This window comes from Saccharothrix ecbatanensis (assembly GCF_014205015.1).
Taxonomy (GTDB): domain Bacteria; phylum Actinomycetota; class Actinomycetes; order Mycobacteriales; family Pseudonocardiaceae; genus Actinosynnema; species Actinosynnema ecbatanense.
Genome location: NZ_JACHMO010000001.1, coordinates 9,137,351 through 9,163,896, shown reverse-complemented (window position 1 = coordinate 9,163,896; position 26,546 = coordinate 9,137,351). Strand labels below are relative to the sequence as shown.

Annotated in this window: 24 protein-coding genes and 1 pseudogene; 7 read left to right on the top strand and 18 right to left on the bottom strand. The window is 71.0% G+C overall.

Going from position 1 to position 26,546, the window contains the following annotated elements; all coding sequences use genetic code 11:
• Nucleotides 1–53: 53 nt before the first annotated feature.
• The 3 genes from F4560_RS40940 to F4560_RS40930 form a co-directional block, all read right to left on the bottom strand.
• Nucleotides 54–1,079, bottom strand: a complete 1,026-nt coding sequence (locus tag F4560_RS40940) for a 6-phosphofructokinase (RefSeq protein WP_184928383.1) — start codon at nucleotides 1,077–1,079, stop codon at nucleotides 54–56.
• A 79-nt stretch (nucleotides 1,080–1,158) separates the two neighbouring features.
• A complete protein-coding gene (locus F4560_RS40935; RefSeq protein WP_184928382.1) occupies nucleotides 1,159–1,671 on the bottom strand; it encodes a polyadenylate-specific 3'-exoribonuclease AS in 513 nt (170 codons plus the stop codon).
• A 21-nt stretch (nucleotides 1,672–1,692) separates the two neighbouring features.
• Complete coding sequence (locus F4560_RS40930) at nucleotides 1,693–2,424, bottom strand: lysophospholipid acyltransferase family protein (protein ID WP_184928381.1); 732 nt, start codon at nucleotides 2,422–2,424, stop codon at nucleotides 1,693–1,695.
• 201 nt (nucleotides 2,425–2,625) lie between these two features.
• On the opposite strand from F4560_RS40930, the gene F4560_RS40925 reads away from it, so the two are divergent.
• The gene (locus F4560_RS40925; RefSeq protein WP_184928380.1) at nucleotides 2,626–3,150 is read left to right on the top strand and encodes a hypothetical protein; all 525 of its coding nucleotides are present in this window, start codon (nucleotides 2,626–2,628) and stop codon (nucleotides 3,148–3,150) included.
• Nucleotides 3,151–3,389: 239 nt separating this feature from the next.
• Here F4560_RS40925 and F4560_RS40920 read toward each other — a convergent pair whose 3' ends face one another.
• The 7 genes from F4560_RS40920 to F4560_RS40890 all read right to left on the bottom strand — a co-directional run bounded on the left by F4560_RS40920 (nucleotide 3,390) and on the right by F4560_RS40890 (nucleotide 8,600).
• A complete protein-coding gene (locus F4560_RS40920) occupies nucleotides 3,390–4,337 on the bottom strand; it encodes an anti-sigma factor RsbA family regulatory protein (RefSeq protein WP_184928379.1) in 948 nt (315 codons plus the stop codon).
• Between the two features lie 127 nt (nucleotides 4,338–4,464).
• Nucleotides 4,465–5,436 (bottom strand): ROK family glucokinase, encoded by a 972-nt coding sequence (locus F4560_RS40915; RefSeq protein ID WP_184928378.1) that lies wholly within the window; start codon nucleotides 5,434–5,436, stop codon nucleotides 4,465–4,467.
• On the bottom strand, nucleotides 5,430–5,759 hold the full coding sequence (locus F4560_RS40910) for a hypothetical protein (RefSeq protein ID WP_184928377.1): 330 nt from the start codon (nucleotides 5,757–5,759) through the stop codon (nucleotides 5,430–5,432). The genes F4560_RS40915 and F4560_RS40910 overlap by 7 nt, the downstream gene beginning before the upstream one ends.
• A 5-nt stretch (nucleotides 5,760–5,764) precedes the next feature.
• Nucleotides 5,765–6,958, bottom strand: a complete 1,194-nt coding sequence (locus tag F4560_RS40905) for an ArsA family ATPase (RefSeq protein ID WP_184928376.1) — start codon at nucleotides 6,956–6,958, stop codon at nucleotides 5,765–5,767.
• Nucleotides 6,955–7,392, bottom strand: coding sequence for an SRPBCC family protein (locus F4560_RS40900; RefSeq protein ID WP_033437211.1), 438 nt, complete (start codon nucleotides 7,390–7,392; stop codon nucleotides 6,955–6,957). Before F4560_RS40900 ends, F4560_RS40905 begins: the two co-directional genes overlap by 4 nt.
• Nucleotides 7,393–7,419: 27 nt before the next feature.
• Nucleotides 7,420–8,208: a metallophosphoesterase family protein gene (locus F4560_RS40895; protein ID WP_184928375.1), complete on the bottom strand. Its 789-nt coding sequence runs from the start codon at nucleotides 8,206–8,208 to the stop codon at nucleotides 7,420–7,422.
• 11 nt (nucleotides 8,209–8,219) lie between these two features.
• Nucleotides 8,220–8,600 (bottom strand): polyketide cyclase / dehydrase and lipid transport, encoded by a 381-nt coding sequence (locus F4560_RS40890; RefSeq protein ID WP_312869786.1) that lies wholly within the window; start codon nucleotides 8,598–8,600, stop codon nucleotides 8,220–8,222.
• A 113-nt stretch (nucleotides 8,601–8,713) separates the two neighbouring features.
• Here F4560_RS40890 and F4560_RS40885 point away from each other — a divergent pair, with 113 nt between their 5' ends.
• Complete coding sequence (locus F4560_RS40885; protein WP_184928373.1) at nucleotides 8,714–10,522, top strand: AMP-dependent synthetase/ligase; 1,809 nt, start codon at nucleotides 8,714–8,716, stop codon at nucleotides 10,520–10,522.
• Nucleotides 10,523–10,830: 308 nt separating this feature from the next.
• Nucleotides 10,831–13,728, top strand: a complete 2,898-nt coding sequence (locus F4560_RS40880; RefSeq protein WP_184928372.1) for an AfsR/SARP family transcriptional regulator — start codon at nucleotides 10,831–10,833, stop codon at nucleotides 13,726–13,728.
• Between the two features lie 39 nt (nucleotides 13,729–13,767).
• Here the strand turns inward: F4560_RS40880 and F4560_RS40875 are convergent, their stop codons facing one another.
• The 4 genes from F4560_RS40875 to F4560_RS40860 form a co-directional block, all read right to left on the bottom strand.
• Nucleotides 13,768–14,898, bottom strand: a complete 1,131-nt coding sequence (locus tag F4560_RS40875) for a glycosyltransferase family 4 protein (RefSeq protein WP_184928371.1) — start codon at nucleotides 14,896–14,898, stop codon at nucleotides 13,768–13,770.
• Nucleotides 14,899–14,923: 25 nt separating this feature from the next.
• Nucleotides 14,924–16,186 (bottom strand): hypothetical protein, encoded by a 1,263-nt coding sequence (locus tag F4560_RS40870; protein ID WP_184928370.1) that lies wholly within the window; start codon nucleotides 16,184–16,186, stop codon nucleotides 14,924–14,926.
• 64 nt (nucleotides 16,187–16,250) lie between these two features.
• The gene (locus F4560_RS40865) at nucleotides 16,251–17,291 is read right to left on the bottom strand and encodes a C40 family peptidase (RefSeq protein ID WP_184928369.1); all 1,041 of its coding nucleotides are present in this window, start codon (nucleotides 17,289–17,291) and stop codon (nucleotides 16,251–16,253) included.
• Nucleotides 17,292–17,588: 297 nt separating this feature from the next.
• A complete protein-coding gene (locus F4560_RS40860; protein WP_184928368.1) occupies nucleotides 17,589–18,947 on the bottom strand; it encodes an NYN domain-containing protein in 1,359 nt (452 codons plus the stop codon).
• Nucleotides 18,948–19,076: 129 nt separating this feature from the next.
• Between F4560_RS40860 and F4560_RS40855 the strand changes: the two genes are divergently transcribed.
• Both F4560_RS40855 and F4560_RS40850 read left to right on the top strand, forming a co-directional pair.
• Nucleotides 19,077–20,780 (top strand): DEDD exonuclease domain-containing protein, encoded by a 1,704-nt coding sequence (locus F4560_RS40855; RefSeq protein ID WP_184928367.1) that lies wholly within the window; start codon nucleotides 19,077–19,079, stop codon nucleotides 20,778–20,780.
• A gap of 42 nt (nucleotides 20,781–20,822) precedes the next feature.
• Nucleotides 20,823–21,107: an Lrp/AsnC family transcriptional regulator gene (locus F4560_RS40850; RefSeq protein WP_158840431.1), complete on the top strand. Its 285-nt coding sequence runs from the start codon at nucleotides 20,823–20,825 to the stop codon at nucleotides 21,105–21,107.
• A gap of 246 nt (nucleotides 21,108–21,353) precedes the next feature.
• Here the strand turns inward: F4560_RS40850 and qcrB are convergent, their stop codons facing one another.
• Genes qcrB through ctaE form a run of 4 tightly spaced genes read right to left on the bottom strand, consistent with a single transcriptional unit; the run spans nucleotide 21,354 to nucleotide 25,604 of the window.
• On the bottom strand, nucleotides 21,354–23,024 hold the full coding sequence (gene qcrB / locus F4560_RS40845) for a cytochrome bc1 complex cytochrome b subunit (RefSeq protein ID WP_184928366.1): 1,671 nt from the start codon (nucleotides 23,022–23,024) through the stop codon (nucleotides 21,354–21,356).
• A complete protein-coding gene (gene qcrA / locus F4560_RS40840; protein WP_184928365.1) occupies nucleotides 23,021–24,145 on the bottom strand; it encodes a cytochrome bc1 complex Rieske iron-sulfur subunit in 1,125 nt (374 codons plus the stop codon). The genes qcrB and qcrA overlap by 4 nt, the downstream gene beginning before the upstream one ends.
• Nucleotides 24,142–24,951 (bottom strand): cytochrome bc1 complex diheme cytochrome c subunit, encoded by an 810-nt coding sequence (qcrC, locus tag F4560_RS40835; RefSeq protein ID WP_184928364.1) that lies wholly within the window; start codon nucleotides 24,949–24,951, stop codon nucleotides 24,142–24,144. The genes qcrA and qcrC overlap by 4 nt, the downstream gene beginning before the upstream one ends.
• Nucleotides 24,952–24,995: 44 nt before the next feature.
• Nucleotides 24,996–25,604 (bottom strand): aa3-type cytochrome oxidase subunit III, encoded by a 609-nt coding sequence (gene ctaE, locus F4560_RS40830; protein WP_184928363.1) that lies wholly within the window; start codon nucleotides 25,602–25,604, stop codon nucleotides 24,996–24,998.
• 83 nt (nucleotides 25,605–25,687) lie between these two features.
• Between ctaE and F4560_RS40825 the strand changes: the two are divergent.
• Nucleotides 25,688–26,080, top strand: a pseudogene (locus F4560_RS40825) (hypothetical protein); the annotation flags it as partial.
• Nucleotides 26,081–26,129: 49 nt separating this feature from the next.
• Complete coding sequence (locus tag F4560_RS40820) at nucleotides 26,130–26,540, top strand: amidohydrolase family protein (RefSeq protein ID WP_184928362.1); 411 nt, start codon at nucleotides 26,130–26,132, stop codon at nucleotides 26,538–26,540.
• The last annotated feature ends 6 nt before the right edge of the window (nucleotides 26,541–26,546 follow it).

Sequence of the window (26,546 nt, the reverse complement as noted above, 5' to 3'; positions counted from 1 at the left end):
ACGAGCGCCCTCGAACCTGGAGTCCGAGGGCGCTCGTCGGTGAAATGTGTCGATCAGCCGAAGAAGACCTCGGCCTCGGCGTAACGGTGCGCCGGAACGGTCTTCAGCTCCGCCGTCGCCTCCGCCAGCTTCACGCGGACGATCTCCGTGCCGCGCAGCGCGACCATGACGCCGAAGTCGCCCTCGGCGACCGCGTCCACCGCGTGCAGGCCGAACCGGGTGGCGAGCACGCGGTCGTAGGCGGTCGGGATGCCACCGCGCTGGACGTGGCCCAGCACGACCGCACGGGACTCCTTGCCGGTCCGCTCCGCGATCTCCTCGGCCAGCCAGGTGCCGATGCCGCCCAGCCGAACGTGGCCGAACGCGTCCTTCTCACCGGAGTGCAGCACCTCGGCGCCGCCCTCGGGCATGGCGCCCTCGGCGACCACGATGATCGGGGCGAACTGACGCTCGAAGCGCCGCTCGACCCACTCGACGACCTTCTCGACGCTGAACTGCCGCTCCGGCACCAGGATCACGTTCGCACCGCCGGCCAGGCCCGAGTGCAGCGCGATCCAACCCGCGTGCCGGCCCATGACCTCGACGACGAGCGCCCGGTGGTGCGACTCGGCCGTCGTGCGCAGCCGGTCGATCGCCTCGGTGGCGATGTGCACGGCCGTGTCGAAGCCGAACGTGTAGTCGGTCGCACCCAGGTCGTTGTCGATGGTCTTCGGCACGCCGACGACGCCGATGCCGTCGTCGGTCAGGCGCTTCGCGACGCCGAGGGTGTCCTCGCCGCCGATCGCGATCAGCGCGTCGACCTTGTTGGCCGCGAGGTTCTCGCGGATCCGGTCGACACCGCCCTCGACCTTGTACGGGTTGGTGCGCGAGGAGCCGAGGATGGTGCCGCCCCTGGTGAGGATGTCCTCGACTTCACCGAGCCCGACCGGCTTGGTCAGGTTCTCGATCGGCCCCTGCCACCCGTTCCGGAACCCGACGATCTCCCAGCCGTGAGCCTCGATGCCCTTGCGGGTCACAGCGCGGATTACCGCGTTGAGGCCGGGGCAGTCGCCACCGCCGGTGAGCACACCAATGCGCATTTGCTTAGCCAATCTCTCTCGTGGCGTGAGTCACCCAAGACTGACACGCCCTGGATCGGTGCAGCAAGCGAGGGTCCACCTACCGGACCGCGAAACCCTTGCGCAGCCGCTCGGTCTCTATCACCTTCCACCGTTCCAGGTTGTGCCGCGCGTCGGCCAACGCGTCGTGCGCGTCGGCGGGAGCGGGCGGAAGGTAGGGCTTGCCCACGTCCTCCCAGCGTTGACGCAGGTCGCGGGTGAACCTGGGCAGGCAACGCGGCAGGGCCGGCATCGGGCCCCAGAGCTGCGCCAACGCCACGTGGTCGTACGCGGCGAACCACGCCCACAGCTCGATGTCGTCCCGGTTGGCCTTGGCCCCGCCGAGGAAGTCGAGCAGGTCCTTCCGGATCCGCTCACGGCTGCGCCACGCCTTGTCGGCGGGCGACGGCAGCTGGTTGAGCACGTTGGCGCGCACCCACGGACCGGCCTTGGCCGGGTCGAACTCGGTGGACACGGCGTAGAACTCGCGGCCTTCCTCGTCGACCACTCCGATGGAGACGAGGTCGATCGTCACCCCGTCTTCGATGAACTCACAGTCGTAGAAGAACCGCACCCCACCACCCTAGGTGCCGGATCAGCCCGCCTTCGTCTCGGGCAGCCGATCGACCGCTTTCGCGGGTCGGGGCGCGCCCTGGTCCTCCTTGGCCTTCGTCGCGTACACGTCGACGTACTCCTGGCCGGACAGCTCCATCAGGGCGTACATGATCTCGTCGGTGATGGACCGCAGCACGAACCGGTCGCCGGACAGGCCCGCGTACCGGGAGAAGTCCAGCGGCTTGCCGATCTTGATCCGGATCGGGTACGGCTTCCACATCCGCGAGCCGATGGGGTTGGCCTTGTCCGTGCCGAACATCGCGATCGGGATCACGGGCGCGCCGGACTCCAGCGCGATCCAGGCCACGCCGACCTTGCCCTTGTACAGCCGGCCGTCGGGTGAGCGGGTGCCCTCGGGGTAGATGCCCAGCAGCTTGCCCTCGCGCACGATCCGCACACCGGTGTCGAGCGCGCCCTGGGCGGCCGACGCGCTGGACCGGTCGATCGGGACCTGGCCGACGCCGTAGAAGAACCAGCGTTGCAGCGCGCCCTTGAGGCCCTTGCCGGTGAAGTACTCGATCTTGGCGGGGAAGGTGACCCGGCGGGACAGCTTCAACGGCAGGAAGAACGAGTCGGAGACCGCGAGGTGATTGCTCGCCAGGATCGCGCCACCGTCCTTCGGGATGTTCTCCGCGCCCTCGATGATCCGGGGTCGGAAGAACAGGTTCAGGAGCGGCCCGAGAAAGATGTGTTTCATCAACCAGTAGAGCACCGCTGGGAGCGCCTCCTCGACGAGCTTGATCCCCGCCGTCAGCCTACGGAGCCGATGGCACAACACACAACGAACACGCACGCGAAGGCGGTACGGTCCCAAGGTCCACCGGCTGCCGTAATCCGCAACACAACGGGCTCGTGGGACGATGGAACCTGGCAGAGGGTTGGCCTTCACGACCCGGAGGGCTGGAGCACGCCGATGAACTCCCGACGCGACCCGACCGACGGTCCGGAGGACGTGGACGCGACCTTCGCCGAGATCGTGGCGGGCCTGGAACGCGAAGGCGTGGGCACGCGGACGTGGCCCGACTCCGACTCGGGCTCTGACTCCGACTCCGTCTCCGACGAGGTCGAGCCGGACGAAGGCGACGAGGCTGAGCCCGTCCGTCCGATGCGACCCGAGGGCCAGCCGGCCGTGGCCACGATGGAGGACGGGCCTGACGGCGTGCCCGGTGGTGACGTCGACTCGGACGATCCGAACGACCACTACGTGCCGCCGGACCCGCCGCCGTTGCCCGCGTTGCGGCGGGGGACGATCGCGGCGTTGGCGCTGATCGTGCTGGGTGTCGTGCTGCTGCTCGCGCCGGGCCTGTTCGGCTTGACCGGCACCATCGGGACGCCGCTGGCGTTGATCGTGATGTGCTCGGGCGCCGGGTGGCTGGTCCTCCGGATGCGCAGCGGCCCGCCACCGGACTCCGGCTGGGACGACGGCGCCGTCCTCTGACTCCGCGCGAGTCGAACACTCAGGCCCCGCGTGTCGAACCTCCAGACCCCGTGAGTCCTACGTTCAGGACCCGTGAGTCCTACGTTCGCGACCCCCGAGTTCAACGCTCAGAACAAGATCGTTTGTTCTGAGCGTTGAACTCGGGGGTCCTGAACGTAGGACACGGTGGTCCTGAACGTACGACTCGCGCGTTCTGAACGTAGGACTCACGCGGGGGTGGGGGTTGACGCGCGCGGGGGTCAGGGGCCGGCGGTTAGGCGGATGGTGTAGCCGTTGGCGTCACGGGTCATGGTCACGTCGCGGCACGTGCGGTGGGTCAGCCAGAGGCCCACGCCGGCGGTCGAGCTGTGGTTGGCGGGGATCAGGCCGGCGGTCGGGGACGGTGGGCCGTTGCCGCGGTCGGTGATGGCGACCAGGACGCGGGTCGGGGCGGTCCACGCGCGCAACGTCACCGGCGGCTTGCCGTGGGACAGCGCGTTGGTGACGGCCTCGCTCGCCGCGTACACGATGTCGTCCACGTCGTCCCGGCTCAAACGGGTCGCGGCGCAGGCCGTGGTCACCGCACGCCGCGCCTCCGCGGGCACCGGATCGGTCAGCTCGACCACCGGCGGATCGGCTTCGAGCGCGGTCGGCACGGTCGGCGGCAACGTCCAGGGCGAGTGGCGCGGGTTCGGCTGGTGCCTGCCGTCCGGGCCGATCACGCGCGGGTGCGAGCGCAGGACGTCCACCAGCACGGGAGCCGGCGTCGTGCGCAGGTCGTACGGGCACAGCCCCCACAACGGCAGGTCGGCGAACACCTCGTTCACCGCCGCCTCGTACCGCGACCACCAGTCCCACCGCACGCCGACGCCGGGGTGCGGCACATCGCCCACCACCCGGATCTGCGCCACGCCCTCGTACTCGGCGAACAGCTTCCGGTAGGCCAGGATCGCCTCGGTCGGCCGCTCGTACTGGTCCGAGCCCGGCAGGAAGACGACCCCGGAAACGTCGGCCACGGCGTCCCGGAGCAGCCGCTCGTTGACCGGGTGGCACGCCACCACGACCGGCTCGCCGGCCGCCACCCCGCCGTCGACGAACGGCGCCACGAGCGACCGGAAGCCCTCGTCACTGCCGTAGAACGCGGTCTCGTGGAAGTAGCCGGCGTGACCACGCGCCGCACCCGTCCGAACACCCAGCCGCACAGTCATCGGGACACCGCCGGATCACCCGGGAGCCCGCAAACGTGCGGCCCCGTTCTCCGGGAGGCTGCCACGGCGCCGGAGGTGCGCATGCCGCGATGCTACGCGGAGCGAGCCGTCAAGTGGCCCATTGCGGTCACCGGGGTCGCCCGTTGCGCGCCGTGTGGCCGGCCACGTCACGCGCCAGCGCGGCCACCCCGACGATGCCCGCGTCGTCACCGAGCTGGGCGGTCCGGATGCGCGCCAACGGCCGGTGCCCGGCCCCGGTCACCACGGCCGCGTAGTGCTCCCGCGCGTCGTCCAGGAACAGTGGCGCGGACTCCGACACGCCACCGCCGATCACCACGACCTCGGGGTCGTACACGTCCGCGACCAGCGCCAACCCCTCCCCCAGCCACCGCGCCAGGTCGGCCATCGCACGTTGCGCCAACGGGTCGCCGTCCCGCGCCGCGCCCGCCACCCGCCGCCCGGTCACCGCCCGCGAATCGCCCAACGCCTCACGCGCCAGCACCGTCGACATGCCGGGGTGACGGGCCAGCAGCTCCACCGCCGTCGTGCTCAACGCCGTGCCGCTGCAATACCGCTCCCAGCAGCCGTTCTTGCCACACGGGCACGGCCGACCGTCCGGCACCAGCCGCAGGTGACCAAGCTCGGGCGCGACGCCGTACGCGCCGCGGAACACCTGGCCGTCGATCAACAGCGCCCCGCCGATCCCGGTGCCGATCGCCACCAGGGCGGCGATCTTCGCCCCACGCGCCGCGCCGAACCGGTACTCGGCCAACGCGGCGGCGTTCGCGTCGTGCTCCAGCACCACCGGCATGCCGACGCGCTTCGAGATCCGCTCCGCCACCGGCGCCTGCCGCCACGCGAGGTGCGGCGCGAACCGCACGGTCATCCGGTCCGACGCGACGAACCCCGCCACCGCCAGGCCGACCGCGGCCACGTCGTGCCGGGCCGCCAACTCGGCGACGGCCGCGCCGATCGCCTCCTCCAGCGCCTCTTCACCGCTGGGAGTGGCCGCACGCGCCGTGTCGAGGACCGCGCCGTCGCCGTCGACCACACCCGCGCGCACGCTCGTCCCGCCGACGTCGACGCCGACAGTCAGCACTGCGACCCCTTGCCCCGCCGGACCACGGGAATGTGCTGGACGCGCGGCTTCCGCTCCTCTTCCCCCGAATCGGCGGGCGGCGGCACGGGCTCGGCCAACGCCGCCCGCAGCACCGTGATCAGCCCGGCCACGTGCTCGGCGGCCTTCGCGGCCAGCTCCGACCGGTCACCGCGGGCCAACGCCACCGCGTTGCACAACGGGCACCAGCCGCAGCTCCGGGTGTCGTGCTCGCCCTCGGCGGCCATCCGGTGCAGCCACGGCTGCGCCCGCTCGGCGGCGGCGTCCAGCAGCAGCCGCAGCTCCTCGGCCAGCTTCGAGTCCACGTGCCTCACCGCATCCACAGATCGGGGTCGGGTGCGAACCGCACCGCCAACCCGGTGTCGTCCAGCTCCGCGCCGGTCACCACGCAGCGCTTGAGCAGCGACGGCAGCGCGATGAGCCGGCGCCTGCCGTCCACGGTGACGGCCAAGTCGTCGCCCACCCGCGCCAGGTCGAGCGAAGAGTCGCCGACCGGCAGCGCGACGCGCAGCGTGTACTCCAGCTCGCCGGAGCGCACCACTTCCAGCAGCGGCTCGGCGGCGGCGGAGCCCTCCAGCGGGTCCCGCCCCTGGTAGAGGCCTTCGGCGACGTCCAGCAACGCGGTCGTGCCGACGGGTTCGGCGGCCCGGTGCTCCACCGTGCGCACGGACCCGAGGTCGGCCAGTTCGGCGAGCACCGCGTCCTGCTCGGTCCGCCGCGTGCGCAGCCACTCGGCCGCCGGACCGCTGTCCGCGCCCGGATCCGGCACGACCCGGTTCGCCACCACGCCGTCCACCCGGATGCCCTGCAGCGCCAGCGCCGTCACGGTCCGCCTGGTCTCCGCCGCGACCACCCGTTCGGGGGTCAGCACGAGCCGCACGCTGGTCGACGGCGCCGTCAGCAGGCCACGCAGCTGGTCGAGGTCCTCCGCCAACCTGCCGAGCGCGTCGGCGGTGGCGTCCCACTTCTCCGCCGTGCCGCTGCCCGCGACACCGGCCAGCAGCCCGCGCACCACCCGCCGGTGGGTCGGGAACAGCCGTTCCAGGTAGGAGGCGAACGCCTCGGGCAACGCCAGCAGGCGCAACGTCTCGGCGGTCGGACCGCAGTCCACGACCACCACGTCCCACGGTCCGCCGCTCGCCAGCCGGCGCACCTCGGACAACGCCAGCAGCTCCTCGACGCCGGGCAGGACGGTCAGCTCCTCGGCGTCCAACTCGTCCACGCCCGCACCCGCGAGCACGGTCCGGAGGTGTCCGCGAAGATCGCGCCAAGCGTCGTCGACGAGCGCGCGCGGGTCGATCTGGGCCGCGTGCAGGCTGCCCTCGACCTCGGTGACGTGACCGGACAGCGGCACGCCCAGCGCGTCGCCGAGCGAGTGCGCCGGATCGGTGGACACGACCAGCGCCTTGCGGCCACCGGCGGCGAGCGCGGCGGCGGTGGCGGCGGCCAAGGTCGTCTTGCCGACCCCGCCCTTACCGGTGAAGAGCAGCAGGCGGGCGCTCATCCAGCGTTTTCCACCCGCCGCTTGAGCTCCTTGAGCGCGGTGTCCATGATCATCTTCTCGGCTTTGCGGCGGAACAGGCCGATCATCGGCACGATCAGCTGCACCGAGAGGGTGTAGGTGACCTCGGTCGAGCCGCCCTTGGGGGTCAGCGCGTAGCTGCCCTCCTGCGACTTCTGCATCTGGCCCTTGACCAGGTGCCACGAGATCTTCTTCGTGGACCACTCGTCGTACGCGAGCACGTACTCGTCCTTGATCGGGCCCTGGTCGATGTTGAACCTGACCTGGGCCGCGCGGCCGTCCGCCCCGGTCTCCAGCACCTCGGTGCGCTTCACGCCGTTGGCCCACTGGGGGTAGGCGTCGAAGTCGGCGATGACCGCCACGATCTCCTCGGGCGTCGCGTCGATGACGATGGACTGGGTGGACTCGTCGGCCATGTCCGGGAGGCTACCCGGTAGTTCTGCTCACCAACGCAGGACGTGGGGCGTGCCGCTGCGCTGGAAGTGGCCGACGTTGACGCACTCGGTCCAGCCGACCCGCACCCTGCGCGCCATGGGCTGGTGCACGTGCCCGAAGACGGACCACCGCGGCCGGTCGCGCTCGATCACCTTCAGCAGCGACGTGGAGCCCAGCTCCGGCCGGCGGGCGACCACATCGTAGGTCAGCTCGGCCACCGCGGGCGGCACGTGGGTGCACAGGACGTCGACCTCGCCCAGCCCCGCCAACGCCGCGCCGAACTCGTCCTCGGTGCGCAAGTAGGGCCGCCACGGACCGCGCCGGTTCGGCACGAAACCGGGGTGCAGCAGCGCGCCGCCCGCGAAGCCGAACCGCAGCCCGCCGATGTCGACGGCCTGTCCGTCCAGGATGTGCACGCCGTCGCGGGCGAACCTCGGCCACAGCTCAGGGCTGTCCACGTTGCCCGGCGTGGCGTAGGTGGGCGCGCTCATCGCGCCGAACAGCTCGGTGTACTGCTCGACGATCGCCTCTTGGACGACGTCCGCGGCGTTGTCCAGGCTCTCCCAGAGCGACCGCATGTAGCGGACCGTCTCGGCGCCGAGCCTGCCGCGCCGCAGCCGGGCGAACACCTCGACCTTCTCCGCGCCGAACACCCGGCCCAGGATGCCCTTGCCGTGGTCGTAGTAGTCGACGAAATCGACCAGGTCACCCAGCACCACCAGCGCGTCGGCACCGTCCCCGGCGCGGGCCAGTGCCTCCGCGTTGCCGTGGACGTCCGAGACGACGTGAACCCGCACAAGACCCAAATCTACGGCAGAAGGGGTGGGACTCCGGGCGGCCGACCCTCCTCCAAGATCACTTTCAGGCCGAGCGAGACCTCTTTGGCGGCCAGCTGACGGCGGCGCACTTCACGCCGTACCCGCTGGTCAGAGGCGTCCCCAGGCAGGTCGGCACGGAGGAAGTAGTGCAACAGGGTGCCGTCCATGATGGGCTCCAGCCACACCTCCATCGTTCCGACCAGCGCGCCCGCCACCGTCCAGCGGAAGCCCTCGGTCCCCCGATCGGCGTAGACGTCGAGGGTCAGGTCGGGCCAGAATGCCGCCCATGCCGCGGGCGGCGCGAAGGCGGCGGCAACCACGTCCGGAGGCACTGCGAGGAACGTCTCGTCCACGACGTCGACACTGGGCACGGATGGGAAGAGTGCCACGACACGGTTACGGAAGTGCCCACCAGCCTGGTGTATCGCCGGAATCACAGGCTAAGTTTCCCCACCGGTAACAAACGAATCGTCCGGAGGTCGACGTGCGCGAGTTCAGCGTCCCCGCCACCGCCACTGTGGCTGCCGAGGAGAACCTCACCGACATGGTGTGGGCGAACGCGGAGCGCTTCGGCAACGCCGTCAGCTTCCGCCGCCGCGTGGACGGGACATGGGTGGACGTCACCGCCCGTGATTTCGCCGCCCAGGTGCTGGCCGTGGCCAAGGGCATGGTCGCGGCGGGTATCCAGGTCGGCGACAGGGTCGGGCTGATGTCCAAGACCCGCTACGAGTGGACCCTTCTCGACTTCGCCATCTGGCACGCGGGCGGGATCGTGGTCCCGATCTACGAGACCTCCTCCGCGGAGCAGGTCGAGTGGATCCTGTCCGACTCCTCGGCCAAGGCCGTGTTCGTGGAGACCTCCGACCACCGCGCGACGGTGGACTCGGTGGTGTCCGGCCTGCCCGAGGTGCGGCACGTGTGGCAGATCGACGGCCCCTCCGGTGACGCGGCGGGCGCGATCGACGAGCTGACCGCGTTGGGCGCCACGGTGTCCGACGACGACGCGCGGGCCCGGCGCAAGGAGGTCAGCGCGGACGACACCGCGACGATCGTCTACACCTCCGGCACCACCGGCCGCCCGAAGGGCTGCGAGCTGACCCACCGCAATCTGCTGGCCGAGGTGCGCGGCGGGCTCGCGGCGTTCCCGGAGCTCATGCGGGCGGGCAACTCGCTGCTGCTGTTCCTGCCGCTGGCCCACATCCTGGCCCGCGCCCTGTCGGTGACGGGCGTCTACACGCGGGTCACCATGGGCCACACCTGGGACGTGAAGAACCTGGTGCCGGACCTCCAGTCGTTCCGGCCGACGTTCGTCGTGGCCGTGCCTCGCGTGTTCGAGAAGGTCTACAACGGCGCGAAGCAGAAGGCGCACGCGGCGGGCAAGGGCAAGATCTTCGACGCCGCCGAGGCGACCGCGGTGCAGTACAGCCAGGCGCAGGACACCGGCGGCGCGGGCCTCGGGCTCAAGGTCAAGCACGCGGTGTTCTCGAAGCTCGTCTACAGCAAGCTCCAGGCGGCGCTCGGCGGCCGGTGCATCGCGGCGGTGTCCGGCGGCGCGCCGCTCGGTGAGCGGCTGGCCCACTTCTTCCGCGGTGTGGGCGTGCCGGTGCTGGAGGGCTACGGCCTGACCGAGACCAGCGCGGCGGCCAGCGTGAACACCAAGGCGGCGTTCCGGGTGGGCACGGTGGGCCGGCCGGTGATCGGCACGTCGGTGCGCATCGCCGAGGACGGCGAGATCCTGATCAAGGGCGACATCGTGTTCCGCAGCTACTGGAACAACGAGCAGGCCACCGCGGAGGCGCTGGAGGACGGCTGGTTCCACTCCGGCGACCTCGGCGAGCTGGACGACGACGGTTTCGTCAGGATCACCGGGCGCAAGAAGGAGATCATCGTCACGGCCGGCGGCAAGAACGTCTCGCCCGCCGTCCTCGAAGACCGCCTCCGCGCCCACCCGTTGATCAGCCAGTGCATGGTGGTCGGCGACGCGCAGCCGTTCATCGGCGCGTTGATCACGGTCGACCCGGAGTTCTTCCCGACGTGGAAGGAACAGCACGGGAAGTCGGCGTCGGCGACCGTGGCGGAGATGGTGGACGACGAGACGCTGCGCGGCGAGATCCAGGCCGCGGTGGACGAGGCCAACCTGTCGGTGTCCAAGGCGGAGGCGATCAAGAAGTTCCGCATCCTGCCGGTCGACTTCACCGAGGCCGGCGGCGAGATGACCCCGAGCCTCAAGCTCCGCCGCTCGGTGGTTGCCAGCACCTTCAAGCAGGACATCGAAGCGATCTACGCGAACTGAGTTTCGGCTCCTCCGACCGGATAAGACGAGTGGCCCGCACCTGTTCGGTGCGGGCCACTCGACCCCCAGTGATCGCGTATCCGCATGACGCGGACCCGAGAAGTTTTGTTGTCCCGGTCCCCCAACCGGGACATCTCCAAGAGTGCAGGAGCGCGCTGTCGTATCGCTGACGCGGCGGTGACTCGCGCCGTCAGCGCCCGTCCTAGGCTGTGCCGGGGGGAGGCGGAACGAGGGGACGCAAACGGATGGGCGCTGGGCCGTGGTTCGGCCTTCTAGGCCCCCTTGAAGTGCGCATACATGGTCAACCGGTGTCCGTGCGCGCGGGTAAGCACCGGGCGTTGCTGGCCGCGCTGTCACTGCGCGCCGGCCGGGTCGTCTCAATTGGCGAACTGGTCTCGTTCCTGTGGGGCGACGACCCTCCCGCCCGCACGCGCGGCACGTTGCAGACCTACGTCATGCGGCTGCGGCAGCTCCTCGGCGACCCGTCCCTGATCCGGACCACTTCGGACGGCTACCGGTTGGTCGTGCCGCCGGAACAGGTGGACGTGCACCGGTTCACCACCACCGCCGGCCTCGCCCGGCAGGCCGCCCAGTCCGGGCACCTGGCGGACGCGGCCGAGCTGTACGCGCAGGCATTGGCGCTGTGGCGCGGCACGGCGCTGTCGGACGTGCCGTCGGACGCGCTGCGCGACGGAACCGTGCCGAGGCTGGCCGAACGGCTGCTGGTGGTGCACGAGGAGCGCAACGACGTCGAACTCGCGCTGGGCAACCACGAGCGGCTGGTGCCGGTGCTGCGATCGCTGACCACGGACCACCCGCTGCGTGAGCGGTTCTGGGCGCAGCTGATGGTGGCGCTGTACCGGGGCAGCAGGCAGGCCGAGGCGCTGGAGGCGTTCCGCCGGGTCGACCGGATGCTGGGCGATCAGCTCGGCGTCGAACCCGGGCTGGCGCTGCGCGAGCTGCACCAGGCGATCCTGGTCGGCGACCCGAGCCTGGCCGCGCCCGCCGAACAGACCGACCCGGGGCCGGACCAGCTGCCGCCGGACGTGCCGGGGTTCGTCGGTCGGACCGAGCTGGTGGACCGGATCTCCCGGCTGATCGCGCCGGACGGGCCGCGGACCGCCGTGCCGATCGTGGCGTTGACCGGTGTGCCCGGGGTCGGCAAGACGGCGTTGGCGGTGCACGTGGCGCACCGGCTGCGGGACCGGTTCCCGGACGGGCGGCTGTACGTCGACCTGCGTGGTTACGCGTCCGGGCCGGCGATGCCGGTGGTGGAGGTGCTGACCCGGTTCCTGCGGGCGCTCGGCGTGCCGCCGGAGCAGATCCCGGTGGACGTGGACGAGCAGAGCACGCTGTTCCGGTCGTTGCTGACCGGTCGGCGGATGCTGCTGGTGCTGGACAACGCCGCCGCCCCTGACCAGGTGCGGCCCCTGCTGCCCGGCGCGGCGAGCTGCCCGGTGCTGGTGACGAGCCGGGACGACCTGCGTGGCCTGATCGCCGTGGACGGCGCCCGCCGGGTGGGGCTGGACGTGTTCGAGCCGCACGAGTCGCTGACGCTGCTGCGGCGGTCGGGGCAGCCGGCGGAGGAGTTGGCGCGGCGGTGCGGGCACCTGCCGTTGACGTTGGACATCGCGGCGGCGGCGGTCGGTGGCGGTTCCGTGTCGCGGTACCTGGAGCGGCTGCGCGATCGCGGTCCGCTGGAGCTCGCGCACGCCACGCTTCCTCCGGCCGCACGGCGGTTGTTCGCGTTGCTGAGCGTGGTGCCGGGGCCGGACTTCACCACCGAGGCGGCGGCGAACGCGGCGGACCTGCCGGTGCACGAGGCCGCGGCCCTGCTCGACCAGCTGACCAAGGCGCGGCTCGTGCGTTCCGGGTCGGGGCGGTACGCGTTCCACGACGAGCTGGCGCGGTTCGCCGCCGAGGTGGCGGACGTCGAGCCGGACGTGGGCGCGGCACGGGTTCGGGTGCTGGAGTTCTACGTGCGTGCGGTGGACCACTGCGCGGAGCTGCTGTACCCGGACCTGATGCGGCTGCCCGCGACGGTCGGCCGGGCGGTGCGGTTGCCGCGGGTCGAGACGGCGGCGCAGGCGCGGGCGTGGCTGGACGCGGAGCGGGCGAACCTGACCGCGGCGATCCGTTCGGCGGCGGAACGGGGGCCGGCCGCGGTGTCGTGGCGGCTGGCCGACGGGCTGCGCGGGTACCTGTGGATCGGCAAGCACGTCTCCGAGTGGCTGTCGACGGCGCGGTACGGGATGGACGCGGCGCACGAGCAGCGTGACGTGGCGGGTGAAGCGGCGATGCACCAGAACCTGGCCACGTTGCACTGGCGGCTCGGCGACTTCAACACGTCCATCGCGCACTACACGCGGGCGGTGGACCTGCACCGGACGTCCGGTGACCTGGCGTCGGAGGCGGGCGTGCGCAGCTACCTGGGCGTCGTGCGGATGGAAGCCGGCGACATGGCGGGGGCGCGCGACGACCTGGAGACGTGCCTGGCGTTGAAGCGCGAGTCCGGTGCGCCGCGGTCGGGTGAGACGGGTGTGCTGACCGGGTTGGGCGTGCTGGCGATCGAGACCGGTGAGCTGGCCGAGGCGGCGGACCTGCTCGGCGAGGCGCTGGCGATCAGCGTCGAGCACGGTATGCGGGCCAGTGAGATCAGCGCGTTGACGTTGCTCGGTGTGGCGTCGCAGCTGATGGGCGAGCCGCGGCGCGCGCTCACCCACCTCTCCGAGGCGCTGCGCCTGTCGGCCGACATGGGTTGCCGCGAGTCCACCGCACGGGTGTTGGAGACCGTCGCGTCCGTGCGGCTGGACTTGGGTGAGCACGCCGAGGCGCTGGCGTTGGCGGATCAGGCGTTGACGGAGTTGCGGGAGGACGGCGACCAGCGGATCACCACGAACGTGCTGGTGGTGATGGCGTCCGCGAACCGTGGCCTGGGCTCGCTCCGCACCGCCGACGAGCAGTTCCAGCAGGCCCTCACGAAGGCGCGTCGGATCGGCTACCTCCCGGGTGAGGCGCGTGCCCTCGTCGGACTGGCCGGCGTCCGGCGTCTTCTGGGCGAGCCGACCGAGGCGGAGACCCTGGCCACCGAGGCCGTCACCCTCACCGCGAACCTGGGCCTGCGCGTGACCGAGCGTTCCGCCCGGACCGAACTGGCCGCCGTCCACGCCGCCCTGTCCGACCCCACCACCCGTTCCGAACGTTGAATTCAGAGGTCCTACGTTCGGGACCCCTGAATTCAACGCTCAGGAGTTGATCAAGCCGGCGAGGCGGTCGGCCAGGACGTCCCAGCGCCAGCTCGCGGTGACCCACTCACGCCCGGCGGCGCCCATCTTGGCGGCGGTGCCGGGATCGGCCAGGAGCGAAGCGACGGCGTTGGCGACCTCCGCCACCTCACGTCCGTTCACCACACGCCCGGTCACCCCGTCGCGCACGGTCTCCGGCGCCCCACCCGAACGCCCCGCCACGACCGGCAGCCCGGTCGCCGACGCCTCCAGGTACACGATGCCCAGACCCTCGACGTCCAGCCCACGACCGCGCGTCCGGCACGGCATGGCGAACACGTCACCCGCGTTGTAGTGCCCCGGCAGCTCTTCCCACGGCACGGACCCGGTCATCACCACGTGCTCCGACACCCCGACCGAAGCGGCCAGGCGCTCCAAAGTCCCCCGGTACGGTCCACCACCCACCAGCAGCAACGCCGCGTCGGGCACCTGCCGCCGGATCTCAGGCAACGCCCGCACCAGCACGTCCTGCCCCTTCCGCGGCACGAGACGCGACACGCACACCACCACCGGCCGGTCACCCAACCCGTACCGCGCCCGAAGCGACTCCCGAGCGGCGGCGTCCGGCTTGAAGACCGACGTGTCCACACCCGAAGGCAAGTGCTCCAACGCCGCCAACGGACCGAAAGCCGCAGCGAAGCGCGACCGCGTGTACCGGCTCACGAACGTCACCACGTCCACGTCGGACCCGATCCGCCGCAACGCCTGTCGCGCCCCCGGCAGCATCGACCACCCGACCTCGTGCCCGTGCGTCGACGCCACCACCCGCGAAGCACCCGCCGCCCGCAGCCGGGACGCCATCAACGCCAACGGCGCCGCCGCCCCGAACCACACGGCGTCACAGCGCGCTCCACGCAGGATGTCCGACGCACGCCGCAGAACGTCGGGCGTGGGCAGCATCAACGTCCCCGGATGCCGCACCACCTCGAACGGCTGCACGGCGTCGAACGCCGGGTGCGAACCGGAAGGCGACTCCCACGACGGCGCGTACACCACCAACTCGGGCAGCCGCACGGCCAACGCGTGCAGGTAGGCCTGGATGCCGCCGGGCCGGGGCGGGAAGTCATTGGTCACCAACAGGGTCCGACGCACGCATCCACGTTACGGGACCGCCTCCTCACGGGAACGTCTGCCGCAGGAAGTCCTGCCACCCCCGCACCAGACCCGCCGTGTCCTGCCCCGTGACCTCAAGCAACACGCCGTCCACTTCGGACACGGGGACCCGCGCGAGCCGTCGGTGCAGCCGCACCAACCCCGGCTCGCCCAAAGTGGACGCCAGGTACAGGTTCAGCGACCACGACTGCTGGTACGCCAACTCCATCGCCTCACCGCGGAAGTCGGCGTCGGTCGGCAACGCGGTGGGCACCCCCCGCTGGACCTGCGCCGCCAGCAACGGCGCGGCCTTGCGCGGCGGCACATCACTGCGCCGATACCCCACGTAGTCCGCGAAACCCTCCAGCACCCACATCGGCGCGCCGTCCACGGTCTCACCGCGCGCGGCGATGTGCGTGATCTCGTGCCGCAGCAGCACCCCCAGCGACAACGGCGACAACGCGCCCGCGCTGTCCGGGTTCAGCACCACCCGTTGACCACGAGCGGTGTGCGTGTCGGGGTCCACCCGGTCGGCCACCGCGACGCCCGCGATCGACCCGGTGGCGAAACCCGGCCCGACCAGCGCGCGCATCTCGTCCACGCTGCCGGGGATCAGCACGGCCACCTGACGCGACCACGCCGGACCCCACACCTCGGTCACGGCCGTCACCGCGCCGTCCAACTCGGCGAGCACCCGCGCGGCCAGCGCCTCACCGCCGGGGTGGCTCAGCACGAACCCGCCGGTGCCGGTGAGCACCTGACACGGCCCGAAGTCCCACGGCCCGCGCCAAGTGCGCTTGCCGACCGGTTCGAGAGCCGTGTCGGAGTTGAGGTACCACCGGCCGCCGTGTTTGGTGAACAGGTAGGCCATGCCCTGGCTGCTGGGCTCCACGTCCACGCCGCGCAGCCGGTAGGACAGCCGCACGTTCGGCGCCCACGACTCGCCGGCGGGCAGGGCGAGCGACGAGACGTCGGTCTCGCCTTCCAGGAGGTAGTCCCACTCGGCCAGCGGCACGGCGGCGAGGTTGCGGAACAGGTCGCGCTGCCGTTGCCGGAACCCGGGGTCGGCCAACGGGTCCAGGTCGGCGGTGAACGCCGTCTCGTCGCGCTCCAGCAACGCCCGCGCCCGCCGTTCGAGCAGGGACCGGATCGCGTCCGCCCGAGGTGAGGCAACCGTGTCGGCGGACGCCGAGGGTGCGGACGGGCTCACCGGGACCGCGGCAACGCCCAGCCCGGCGAGGAACGTCACGGCCACCAAAGCGGCCAGCAGCACCCGATAGCGGCTCACGAGCCTCCAAAGTCATCGGCAGGGCCACCCCAACGTTCAGGATGGCCCTGCCGGACGACCGCTGTCAGCCCGCGATGCGCCGCATGGCGTAGATGCTGCCGGGAGCTTCGAGCGACACGACCTTGACCGGGACGCCGTCGGTCGAAGCGTGCACGACACGACCGTTGTCCACCGCCATGCCGACGTGCATGCCGCCGTTGTAGATGATCAGGTCGCCCGCGGTGACCTCGCCGCGGCTGACCGACCTACCGGCGCCGGCCTGACCACCGGAGGTGCGCGGAATGGCCACACCCGCCGCCGCGTAGGCCTTCGACGTCAGACCCGAGCAGTCCCAGACGTTCGGGCCCGTCGCGCCGTACTGGTACATGTCGCCGATCTGGTCCAGCGCGAACTGGAGCGCCTGACCGGCCGCGCCCGCGGGCACGGCGACGTTGGGCTTCTCGCCCGGGTTGCTCAGAACGGTGCGTTCCTGGGCGGTCAGCCGGTTGAGCTGGGTCCTGACCTCGGCCACCTGGCCGTCCAGCTCGCCCTTGCGCTTCTTGACCTCTTCGGCGATCCGCACGGCCTCGTCGGTCGCGGCCTGGGCAGCGCCCTGTGCGGCTGCGGCCTTCTGGCGCGCGTCCTCGGCGGCGTCGACCGCGCCGGCGAGCCGGTCGAGGGCTTCCTCGTTGTCCGACGCCAGCACGCCGAGCGCCGACATGCGGTTCAGGAAGTCCTGCTGGGAGTCGGAAACCAGCAACGCGGACAGCTGGTTGAACCGGGCGCCCTCGAACGACGCCTCGGTGAGCTTGTCGACCTGGACGCGGAAGTTCTCCTCGTCCACCTTCGCCTGGTCGCCGGCCTGGGTCGCCTGGGCGAGGGCGGCGTTCGCCTCGTCCAGCTTCCCCTGGTTGGCGGCACGGTTCTCTTCCGCGCGCAGCAGTTCTTCGTTGAGCTTGGTGGCCTGCTCGGCCAGTTCGTTGTACTTCTTCAGCGCCTCGGAGGCGTTCGCGGGGGTGTTCGGCTGAGCTACGGCGGGTACGGGCAGTGCGCCCACCGCGGCAGCGGCCACCGCCGTGGCCGCCATCGCCCCGCGCAGGCCGCGCTTGAGTCGTTGCGACGCCACAGTCGCGTGTGTCTCCTTCGTGTGAACCGCCTGCCGATCGGACGCATGGAGCAGCCCGACAAGTACTCTTGATCGAGTTCCGGCTCGGTCCCCCGACAGGCCGATTCGGCGGTGAACCCGCGTCGCCGTCCAGGATGGACCGCATGCTCGCCGCGAGATCTCGGCTAGGTTACGAAAAGTGAGCCCCGGAGTCCACTGGCAGAGCAAGGAAATCGTTGCGGGAAATCGTTGACTCCCGAACGGCCTAGCCGTGACCTGGTCGTGTGACCGCCGGTGGTGTTAAAAACACGATCTGTGTCACACCCGGCCCAAGCGGGCCAGGAGCACCGCGGACGGCACCGGGTGCGCGCCCCGCCGCCGGACGGAGTCCGCCACCGCCCGATCGGACGTCACCACGACGACCGGACGACCCTCCGGCTCGGCGGTCACCAACGCCCTGATCACGTCGTCCGCCAACACGCCCGGATCGCTGAACAGCACACGGACTCCGCGCGGCGCGGACGTCGGCACGGCGACCACGCCGGCGCCGTCGAACACCAACGTCACCTCGGCGCCCGTGCGCGCCGCCAACACGGCCAACTGGTGCACCAGGCGGTCCCGCTGATCGGACAGCGACAGCTCCGGGTAGCCCGTCTTGGTCACGTTGTAGCCGTCCACGATCAAGTGAACGGCGGGCAGCGCCAGCAACCGGTCCAACGCCGCCGGGTCCTCCACCCGCCCGACCACGCCCTGCGCCGCGCTCGCACCCCGGACGAGGTCCGCGGGCCGCGGGCCGGCGCCACCGAGGGCCAGTTCGCGGCGCAGGCCGTTCACCGCGCCGTCCAGGGTGTCGACGAGCAGCGCCAACCGCACCTCGTCGGCCTGACGGGCCTCCTTGGCGGACTGGCGGGCCACGTCGGCGTCCGCCAAGGCCCGCTGCGCCTTGGCGCGCTCGTTCTCGGCGCGTTCACGCTCGCGGTCCCGTTCGGCGGCCAACCGGCGCACCTCGGACTCCGCGTCCGCCCGCACCCGTTCGACCTCGGCCGACGCCGACTCGGCCCGGTCCTTGGCCTCACGCAGCCGCACGCCCTGCTCCCGCAACCGTTTGCGGAGCCGTTCCAACTCGACGTCGGCCTCCTCGCGGATCTTGTCCGCCACGCCGCCCGCCTCGGCCCGTTCCGCCTTGAGCCGCTCCAACTCCGCTTCGAGCCGTTCCGCGCGCTGCACGGCGAGGTCCCGTTCGGACCGCAGCGACGCGTCCGCGGCCCGCCTGCCGATCAGCTCGATGAAGTGCCCCGCGACCTCGTCGCCTTGGAGCACCGCCGCCGCGCCGGCCGCCACCGGGTCCGGGGAGGTGACCTCCAGCGCCGCCGGCCGGTTGCGCTGGAGCCACTCGACCACGGCGGCGCGGAAGTTCGAGGACGACTTCAACCCGCTCAGCAGCGCCGGCCCACCCAGCCGCGCCCGCTTCGTCGGCGCGAACCGCGCCACCGCGCGCAAGGACTGCGGCACGTCGACCTTCGCCAATTCCCCCAACGCATCCGCGCTCAGCTCGGCGAGCCGCGACCGCAACGGCTCGGGCAGCGCAGACCAATCCACAGTGGACTCGACGACCTGCTCGGGCTCCTCGCCCCCCAGGTCGTCGGCACTGTCCGCCGGCGCGATCGGGTCCTGCATCAGTACAGGTTAAAGCAGGTGTCGGACGGTGTTGAACCGCGCCGCCTCCGGCGTCGAGGGCTCGACGCGACCTCGCGCGGGTCCGTTGGGCCCGGATATGTCGGTGCCCGGGGATACGGTGCGCGCGCCATGACTACTCAGCTCACGTTTGACGAACTGGGCACCCCGCTGCGCGAGGTCACGTTCGTCGTGTTCGACCTGGAGACCACCGGCGGCCGGGCCGACGGCGACTCGATCACCGAGATCGGCGCGGTGAAGGTGCGCGGCGGTCGGGTGATCGGCGAGTTCGGGACGCTGGTCGACCCCGAGCGCGGCATCCCGCCGCAGGTGGTGGCGCTGACCGGGATCACCGAGCTGATGGTGACCGGCGCGCCCCGGCTCGGCACGGTGCTGCCCGCGTTCCTCGAGTTCGCCGCCGGGGCTGTGCTGGTGGCGCACAACTCCGGGTTCGACGTGGGTTTCATCAAGGCCGCCTGCGCCCGCTACGGGTACCCGTGGCCCAAGCCGACCGTCGTCTGCACGGTGAAGCTGGCCCGTCGGGTGCTGAGCCGGGACGAGGCGCCGAGCTGCCGGCTGTCCGCGTTGGCGCACCTGTTCGGGGTGGCCGTGCAGCCGAACCACCGGGCGCTGATCGACGCCCAGGCGACCGTCGAGGTGCTGCACCACCTGCTGGAGCGGGTCGGGTCGGTCGGGGTGCACTCGCTGGAGGAGCTGGTCGCCTACCTGCCCGAGGTCACGCCGGCGCAGCGGCGCAAGCGGACGCTCGCCGCGGACCTGCCGTCCACGCCCGGCGTCTACCTGTTCCGCGGGCCGTCGGAGGAGGTGCTGTACGTCGGCACGGCGTCCGACCTCCGGCGGCGGGTGCGGCAGTACTTCACCGCCAGTGAAGGCCGGAAGCGGCTGCGGGAGATGGTCTCGCTGGCGGTGCGGGTGGACGCGGTGGAGTGCGCGCACTCGTTGGAGGCGGAGGTCCGGGAGCTGCGGCTGCTGACCGCGCACAAGCCCGCCTACAACCGGCGTTCCAAGAACCAGGGGCAGGCGTGGTGGCTCGTGCTGACGGACGAGGCGTTTCCGCGCCTCTCCGTGGTCCGCACGGCTCGGGACGGCGCGCTCGGGCCGTTCCGGTCGCGGAGGCTCGCCGAGACGGCTCTGGAGGCGATGTTGGAGGCCGTGCCGCTGCGGGCGTGCTCGTTGCGGATCCCGGCGCGCAACGCGTCCGCCACGCCGTGCGCGCTGTTGGAGTTGGGCCGGTGCAAGGCGCCGTGCGCGGGACGGCAGTCGGTGGACGAGTACTCCCCCGCTGCCGAGGCGTTCCGGCGGTTGGTCGCGGGGGCGGACGTGACGCCGTTGCACGGGCTGACCGTGCAGATCGACGCGCTCGCCGCCGCCCACCGCTTCGAGGACGCCGCCAACCGTCGTGACCGCATGTCGTCGTTGGTGCGCTCTTTGGACCGGGCGCAACGGCTGGCGGGGCTGGCCGCGCTGCCGGAGGTGGTGGCGGCGCGTTCCGACGGGTCCGGTGGGTGGGAGTTCGCCGTGGTGCGGCACGGGCGGTTGGCGTCGGCGGGGGTGGCGCGGCGCGGCGTCCGTCCGATGCCGGTGGTGGACGCGCTGGTGGCGTCCGCCGAGACGGTGATCCCGGGTGACGGTCCGCTGTTCGGCGCGCCCGCCGAGGAGGTCGGCGTGGTGCTGCGGTGGATGGACCGGCCGGGCACCCGGCTCGTGTACTGCGAGGAGCCGTGGAGGTCGCCCGCGTTCGCCGCCGGGGCGTGGCGGGAATGGGTGGCGCGGGCAGAGGCCGGTCGCGACCAGTATCGGGTGGCGGGCCACTAGCATGTGGTCGGTCGATACCCCGACGACTTGTGGAGGACCGCTGTGATCACCGCGATCGTGCTGATCCAGGCCGCCGCCGAGAGCATTCCGGACGCGGCGCAGGCGATCGCCGACATCGAGGGCGTCACCGAGGTCTACTCGTGCGCCGGTGACGTCGACCTGATCGCCCTGGTCAAGGTCGCCCGGCACGAGGACCTGGCCGACCTGGTGCCCGGCCACATCTCCAAGGTGCCCGGTGTGCTGAACACGGACACCCACATCTCGTTCCGGTCGTACTCGAAGCGCGACACGGACGCCGCGTTCGCCATCGGCCTCGAAGACGCCTGAGAACGCGCCCGCGGCACGTCTGGCCGGCAGCTCTTGCCTGCCCGGGACGCCTGATTCACGCGCCCGAACGCCTGACGCTGATCCGTCTGCCCGGACGCCTAACGCTGATTCGCGTGCCCGGCCGGCTGAGCCCGGTTCGGCCACCCGACTCGGCAGTGGGCGATAGGCGCCCTTCGGTATCCGAGGGGCGAGACGCAAAAGGACCCCGCAACCTCGATGAGGTGCGGGGCCCTTTCGGTGGTGCTGTCAGTCCTCGGGCTGGGACGGCTTCCCGGCCAACTCGCCCGCGGGCTTGTTCTCGCCGCTGATCGCGTCCGCCGAGACACCGCGCTCCGCCCGCGCACGGGCCACGGCGGCGGTCTCCTCCGGCGCGTCCGGCGTCAGGAAGCTGCCCGGAACCGGGTGACCGGCCGAACCCAGCTTGTTCATCTTCTTCGGCACCGGAGCACCCTGGTACGTCAGGGGCAGCGGGTGGCCGTGCTCGTCCACCGGGCCGAGCGGCTGGTGGACCTCGATGAACTCACCGTGCGGCAGGCGCTTGATGATGCCCGTCTCGACACCGTGCTCCAGCACCTCGCGGTCCGCGCGCTGCAAACCGATGCAGATGCGGTACGTGATGAAGTACGCCAGCGGCGGCACGAGGAGCATGCCGATGCGGCCCATCCACGTCATCGCGTTCAGCGAGATGTCGAACTTCATCGCGATGATGTCGTTGCCGCCCGAGAGCAGCAGCACCATGAAGTACGAGATCGCCATCGCGCCCAGCGACGTCCGGACCGGCACGTCGCGCGGACGCTGCAACAGGTTGTGGTGCGCGTAGTCCTTGGTCATCTTGCGCTCGATCCACGGGTACACCGCGGCGAGACCGGTCAGCAGCGGCAGGCCCAGGAGGAACGGCAGGAACGCCGCCGGCACCGTGTAGTTGCCCAGGTACAGCTCCCACGCCGGCCACAGTCGGATCAGGCCGTCGGTCCAGCCCATGTACCAGTCGGGCTGCACGCCCGCCGACACCTGGGCCGCGTTGTACGGGCCGAAGTTCCAGATCGGGTTGATCTGGAAGATGCCGCCCATGATCGCCGTGACGCCGATGACCACCGCGAAGAACGCGCCGCCCTTGGCCGCGAACACCGGCATGATGCGCACGCCGACGACGTTGGTCTCCTTGCGGCCCACCCCTGGGAACTGGGTGTGCTTCTGGAACCAGACCAGGCCCACGTGCACCGCGATCAGCGCCAGGATGATGCCCGGGATCACCAGGATGTGCAGCGTGTAGAGCCGCGGGATGATCTCCATGCCGGGGAACTCGCCGCCGAACGCCAGCCAGTTGATCCACGTGCCGACCACCGGGAACGAGATCAGCAGCGCCGCCATCACCCGCAGGCCCGTGCCGGACAGCAGGTCGTCGGGCAGCGAGTAGCCGAGGAAGCCCTCGATCGCGCCCAGCAGGAACAGCACGACGCCGATGACCCAGTTGATCTCACGCGGACGCCGGAAGGCGCCGGTGAAGAAGACCCGGAGCATGTGCACCACGATCGCGCCCATGAACAGCAGCGCGGCCCAGTGGTGCACCTGGCGCACGAACAGACCGCCGCGCACCTCGAACGAGATGTGCAGGGTCGACTCGAACGCCCGGGACATCTCGATGCCCTGAAGGTTCACGAAGCTGCCGTTGTAGACGACCTCCTCCATGGAGGGGTCGAAGAACAGCGCCAGGTAGGTGCCCGACAGCAGCAGGATGATGAAGCTGTACAGGGCGATCTCGCCGAGCATGAACGACCAGTGGGTCGGGAACACCTTGTTCAGCTGTCGCCGCAGGCCACCGGCCACGGGGACTCGGTCGTCAGCCCACTTCGCGGTGCCACCCGCGGCACGGGAAATGAGGCCCTGCCGCTTCGTGGGTGTCGTGATGCCGCTCATGACTTACGCTCCCAGAACGCCGGACCCACAGCCTCGATGAAGTCGCTGCGGGCAATCAAGTATCCGTCCTCGTCCACCGTGATGGGAAGCTGCGGGAGGGCACGAGTTGCCGGACCGAACCGCGGCTTGGCGTAGTGGAAGACGTCGAACTGCGACTGGTGGCAGGGGCAGAGGAGCAAGCCGGTCTGCTGCTCGTACAGCGAAGTCGGGCACCCGAGGTGCGTGCAGATCTTCGAGTACGCGTAGAAGTCGCCGTAGTTGAAGTCCTCCTGGCCGGCGCGCTTGACCACCGCCTGGTTCGGGCGCAGGCGGATGAGCATCACCGGGCTGTCGGACCGCTTCAACGCGTGGACCAGGGCTTCATCGTCGTCACGCTCCGACTCACGGAACGGGAACACCGTTTCGAAACCACCGGCGTCCAGGTCCTCCGGGCGCACCAGCGCGACGTCGTGGAAGTTGCCCGTGTGCCGGCGCAGGTAGACCTTCTCGCCGTTCTCGGACTTCCACGCCGTGTGCCACAGCGAGTCCTTCGAGTCGCTGTCGGCCCACGGGTTCTTGATCAGACCGCCGAGCGGCACGGCCGTGACGCCCAGGCCCAACACGCCGATGCTGAGGCCCGCGGTCTTCTTGATGAGCCCGCGGCGGCCCAGCGTGGAGCGCGCGCCGACGTCGGCCAGCTCGGCGATGACCGTGGCCTTGTCGACCTCGCCCGACCCGCCGTCGTGGCGCTGCTGGACGGCCAGCTCCTCGGGGATGAACTTCTTCGTGTACAGCAGCGCGCCGATGCTGAGGGCCAGCACGGACAGGCCGAGCGTGAAGCCGATGACCGGCGTGTACAGGCTGTACAGGAGGTGGTCGGTGGAGTGCGGCGCCTCGTACCTCCACGGCCACCAGATGAACGCGACCAGGAACGCGAGGCCCGAGATCGCGGCGATGGCGAACCACAGGGCGACCTGGCGCTCGGCGCGCTTCTCCGCGCGGGTGCCCTTGACCGGCCAGCGGTCCTCGTAGTGGACGAGCTCGACGCCGTCCATGTTCGCGCCGAGCTTGACCAGCTCGTCCCGGCTCATCCCGGCGAGCTGCGCCTCGTCGGGCAGCTCGTTCGGCGTCACGCCGCTCATGCCTTGGCTCCGATCCAGAGGGTCACGCCGACCAGGGCGGCGATACCCACGATGAACGCGATCAGACCCTCCGATACCGGCCCTAGGCCGCCGAGGGGGGCGCCGCCGGGGTTGTTGTTCCCGTCGGTCACCGACTTGATGTAAGCGATGATGTCTTCCTTCTCCTCCGGCGTGAGCTGCCGGTCGGAGAACTTCGGCATGTTCTGCGGGCCCGTGAGCATCGCGGTGTACAGCTGCTCTTCGGACACGCCGTCCAGCTCGGGCGCGAACTTGCCGGACGACAGCGCCCCGCCGCGACCGGTGAAGTTGTGGCACGCCGCGCAGTTGAGCCGGAACAGCTCGCCACCGCGGGCCGGGTCCTCGCCGCGCAGCGCCTCGCCGCGCTCTTCGGGCGTCTGCGGGCCGCCGCCGCGGGACTGGATGAACGCGCCGAGCGCGTCCACCTCCTCCGGCGTGAACTTGGTGGGCTTGCGCAGGGCCTGCGCCTCCTGCCGCGCCATCGGCATGCGGCCGGACGACACCTGGAAGTACACGGCCGCCTCACCCACGCCGATGAGGCTGGGGCCGCGGTCCTGGACGCCGTCCAGGTTCGTGCCGTGGCAGGTGATGCAGGCGTTGTTGTAGAGCTGCTCGCCCAGTCGCACCTGCGCCGGGTCGTCCTGCGCCTGCGCGGTCTGCGGCTGCGGCGCGAGGGCGCTGAACAGGAAGCCGGCGGCCAGCAGCGCGAAGCCCAGCGCGAGCAGACCCGAGATCCGCCTGCGCAGCTTCGTGCCGCGCTTCCCGGCCCGTGTGGTGTTGGTGGTCATGTGTGCGGCAACCCTTGCTGGTGTGAGTTCGGGGTTCGAGCTGGTCAGGGCACGATGTAGATGATGGCGAACAAGCCGATCCAGACGACGTCGACGAAGTGCCAGTAGTACGACACGACGATCGCGGAGGTTGCCTGCGCGGGCGTGAACTTGCTCAGCTTCGTGCGGACCAGCAGGTAGCCGAACGCGATCAGACCACCGATCACGTGCAGGCCGTGGAAGCCGGTCGTCAGGTAGAACACGGTGCCGTAGGCCGAGCCCGGGATGGTCGTGCCCTCGCTGACGAGGGTCATGTACTCCCCGGCCTGACCGGCCACGAAGATCGCACCCATGATCAGCGTCACGACGTACCAGCGACGCAGACCGAACACGTCACCCCGCTCGGCCGCGAACACGCCCCACTGGCACGTGAACGAGGATGCGACCAGGATGATCGTGAAGAACAGTGCGTAAGGCACGTTCAGGTGGGTCGGCTCTGGTGGCCAGTGCCCCTCGTTCTGGGCCTTCACCGTGAAGAACATGGCGAAGAGCCCAGCGAAGAACATGAGCTCACTGGACAGCCAGACGATCGTGCCGACGCTGACCATGTTCGGTCGGTTCAGCGAGTGCACGCGCTGGCCGATGGAGGGCGCTGCCGTTGTCACACGACGCATTATTGCTTGCAGGATTTCGACACGCCCATCGGGTCCGGGGCACGTCCGCAGGTCATCTGGGTCACACGCGCGGTGAGGACGTCATGGGGTTGTTGAGCCGGTTGCGTGATCGCCGCGCACGGCGGGGTGTACCCGCACTGGAGATCGATTCACCTGGGTTGACGGTGGTCGTGGAGGCGTTCGACGTCGCGGAGGCCGACTCGGCCGCGCTGGCCCGGTCGCCGCGGTGGCGCGCGGATCAGGACGCGGTGCTGCGGCACCACCTCGAGTTGCCGCCTGACCAGGTGGAACGCGCGCGTGAGCTGCTCGCGCAGGACGGCTGGGAGCTGCGTTTCGACGGGCGTTGGCACGCGTCGCGGGTGCAGCGGCTCGACGCGTTGCACTGCGCGCAGGAACGGGCCCGGATGGCGGGGCTGGCGCAGCGGCTGGGCGGCGACTGGATCGGGTGGGACGCACTGCAAGTCACGGGGAGTGGGCCGGATAACATCTTCGTCACCTCGCACCCCGACCCGGAGGACCGCGCCGATGAGCACGCAGACGACCAGGATCCTGGTGTTCAGCCACCGCCCCGAGGTGCGTGAGACGATCATCACTGCCGTGGGCCGCCGTCCGGCGCCCGACCTGGGGCGCGTCGAGTACGTCGAGGTGGGTTCGGTCGCCGACGTCCTGTACGAGATGGACAAGGGCGGTGTCGACCTGGCGATCCTGGACGGCGAGGCGCAGCCGACCGGTGGCATGGGCCTCTCCCGGCAGCTGAAGAACGAGATCACCGACTGCCCGCCGATCGTCGTGGCGGTGCGCCGCAAGGACGACCGGTGGCTGGCGACGTGGTCGCAGGCGGACGCGGTGCTGGTGCACCCGCTCGACCCGCTGGCCGCCGCCGAGACCGTGGCCGAGGTGCTGCGCTCGACGGTCCTGCCGGTCGTCCGGGGCTGATGACGC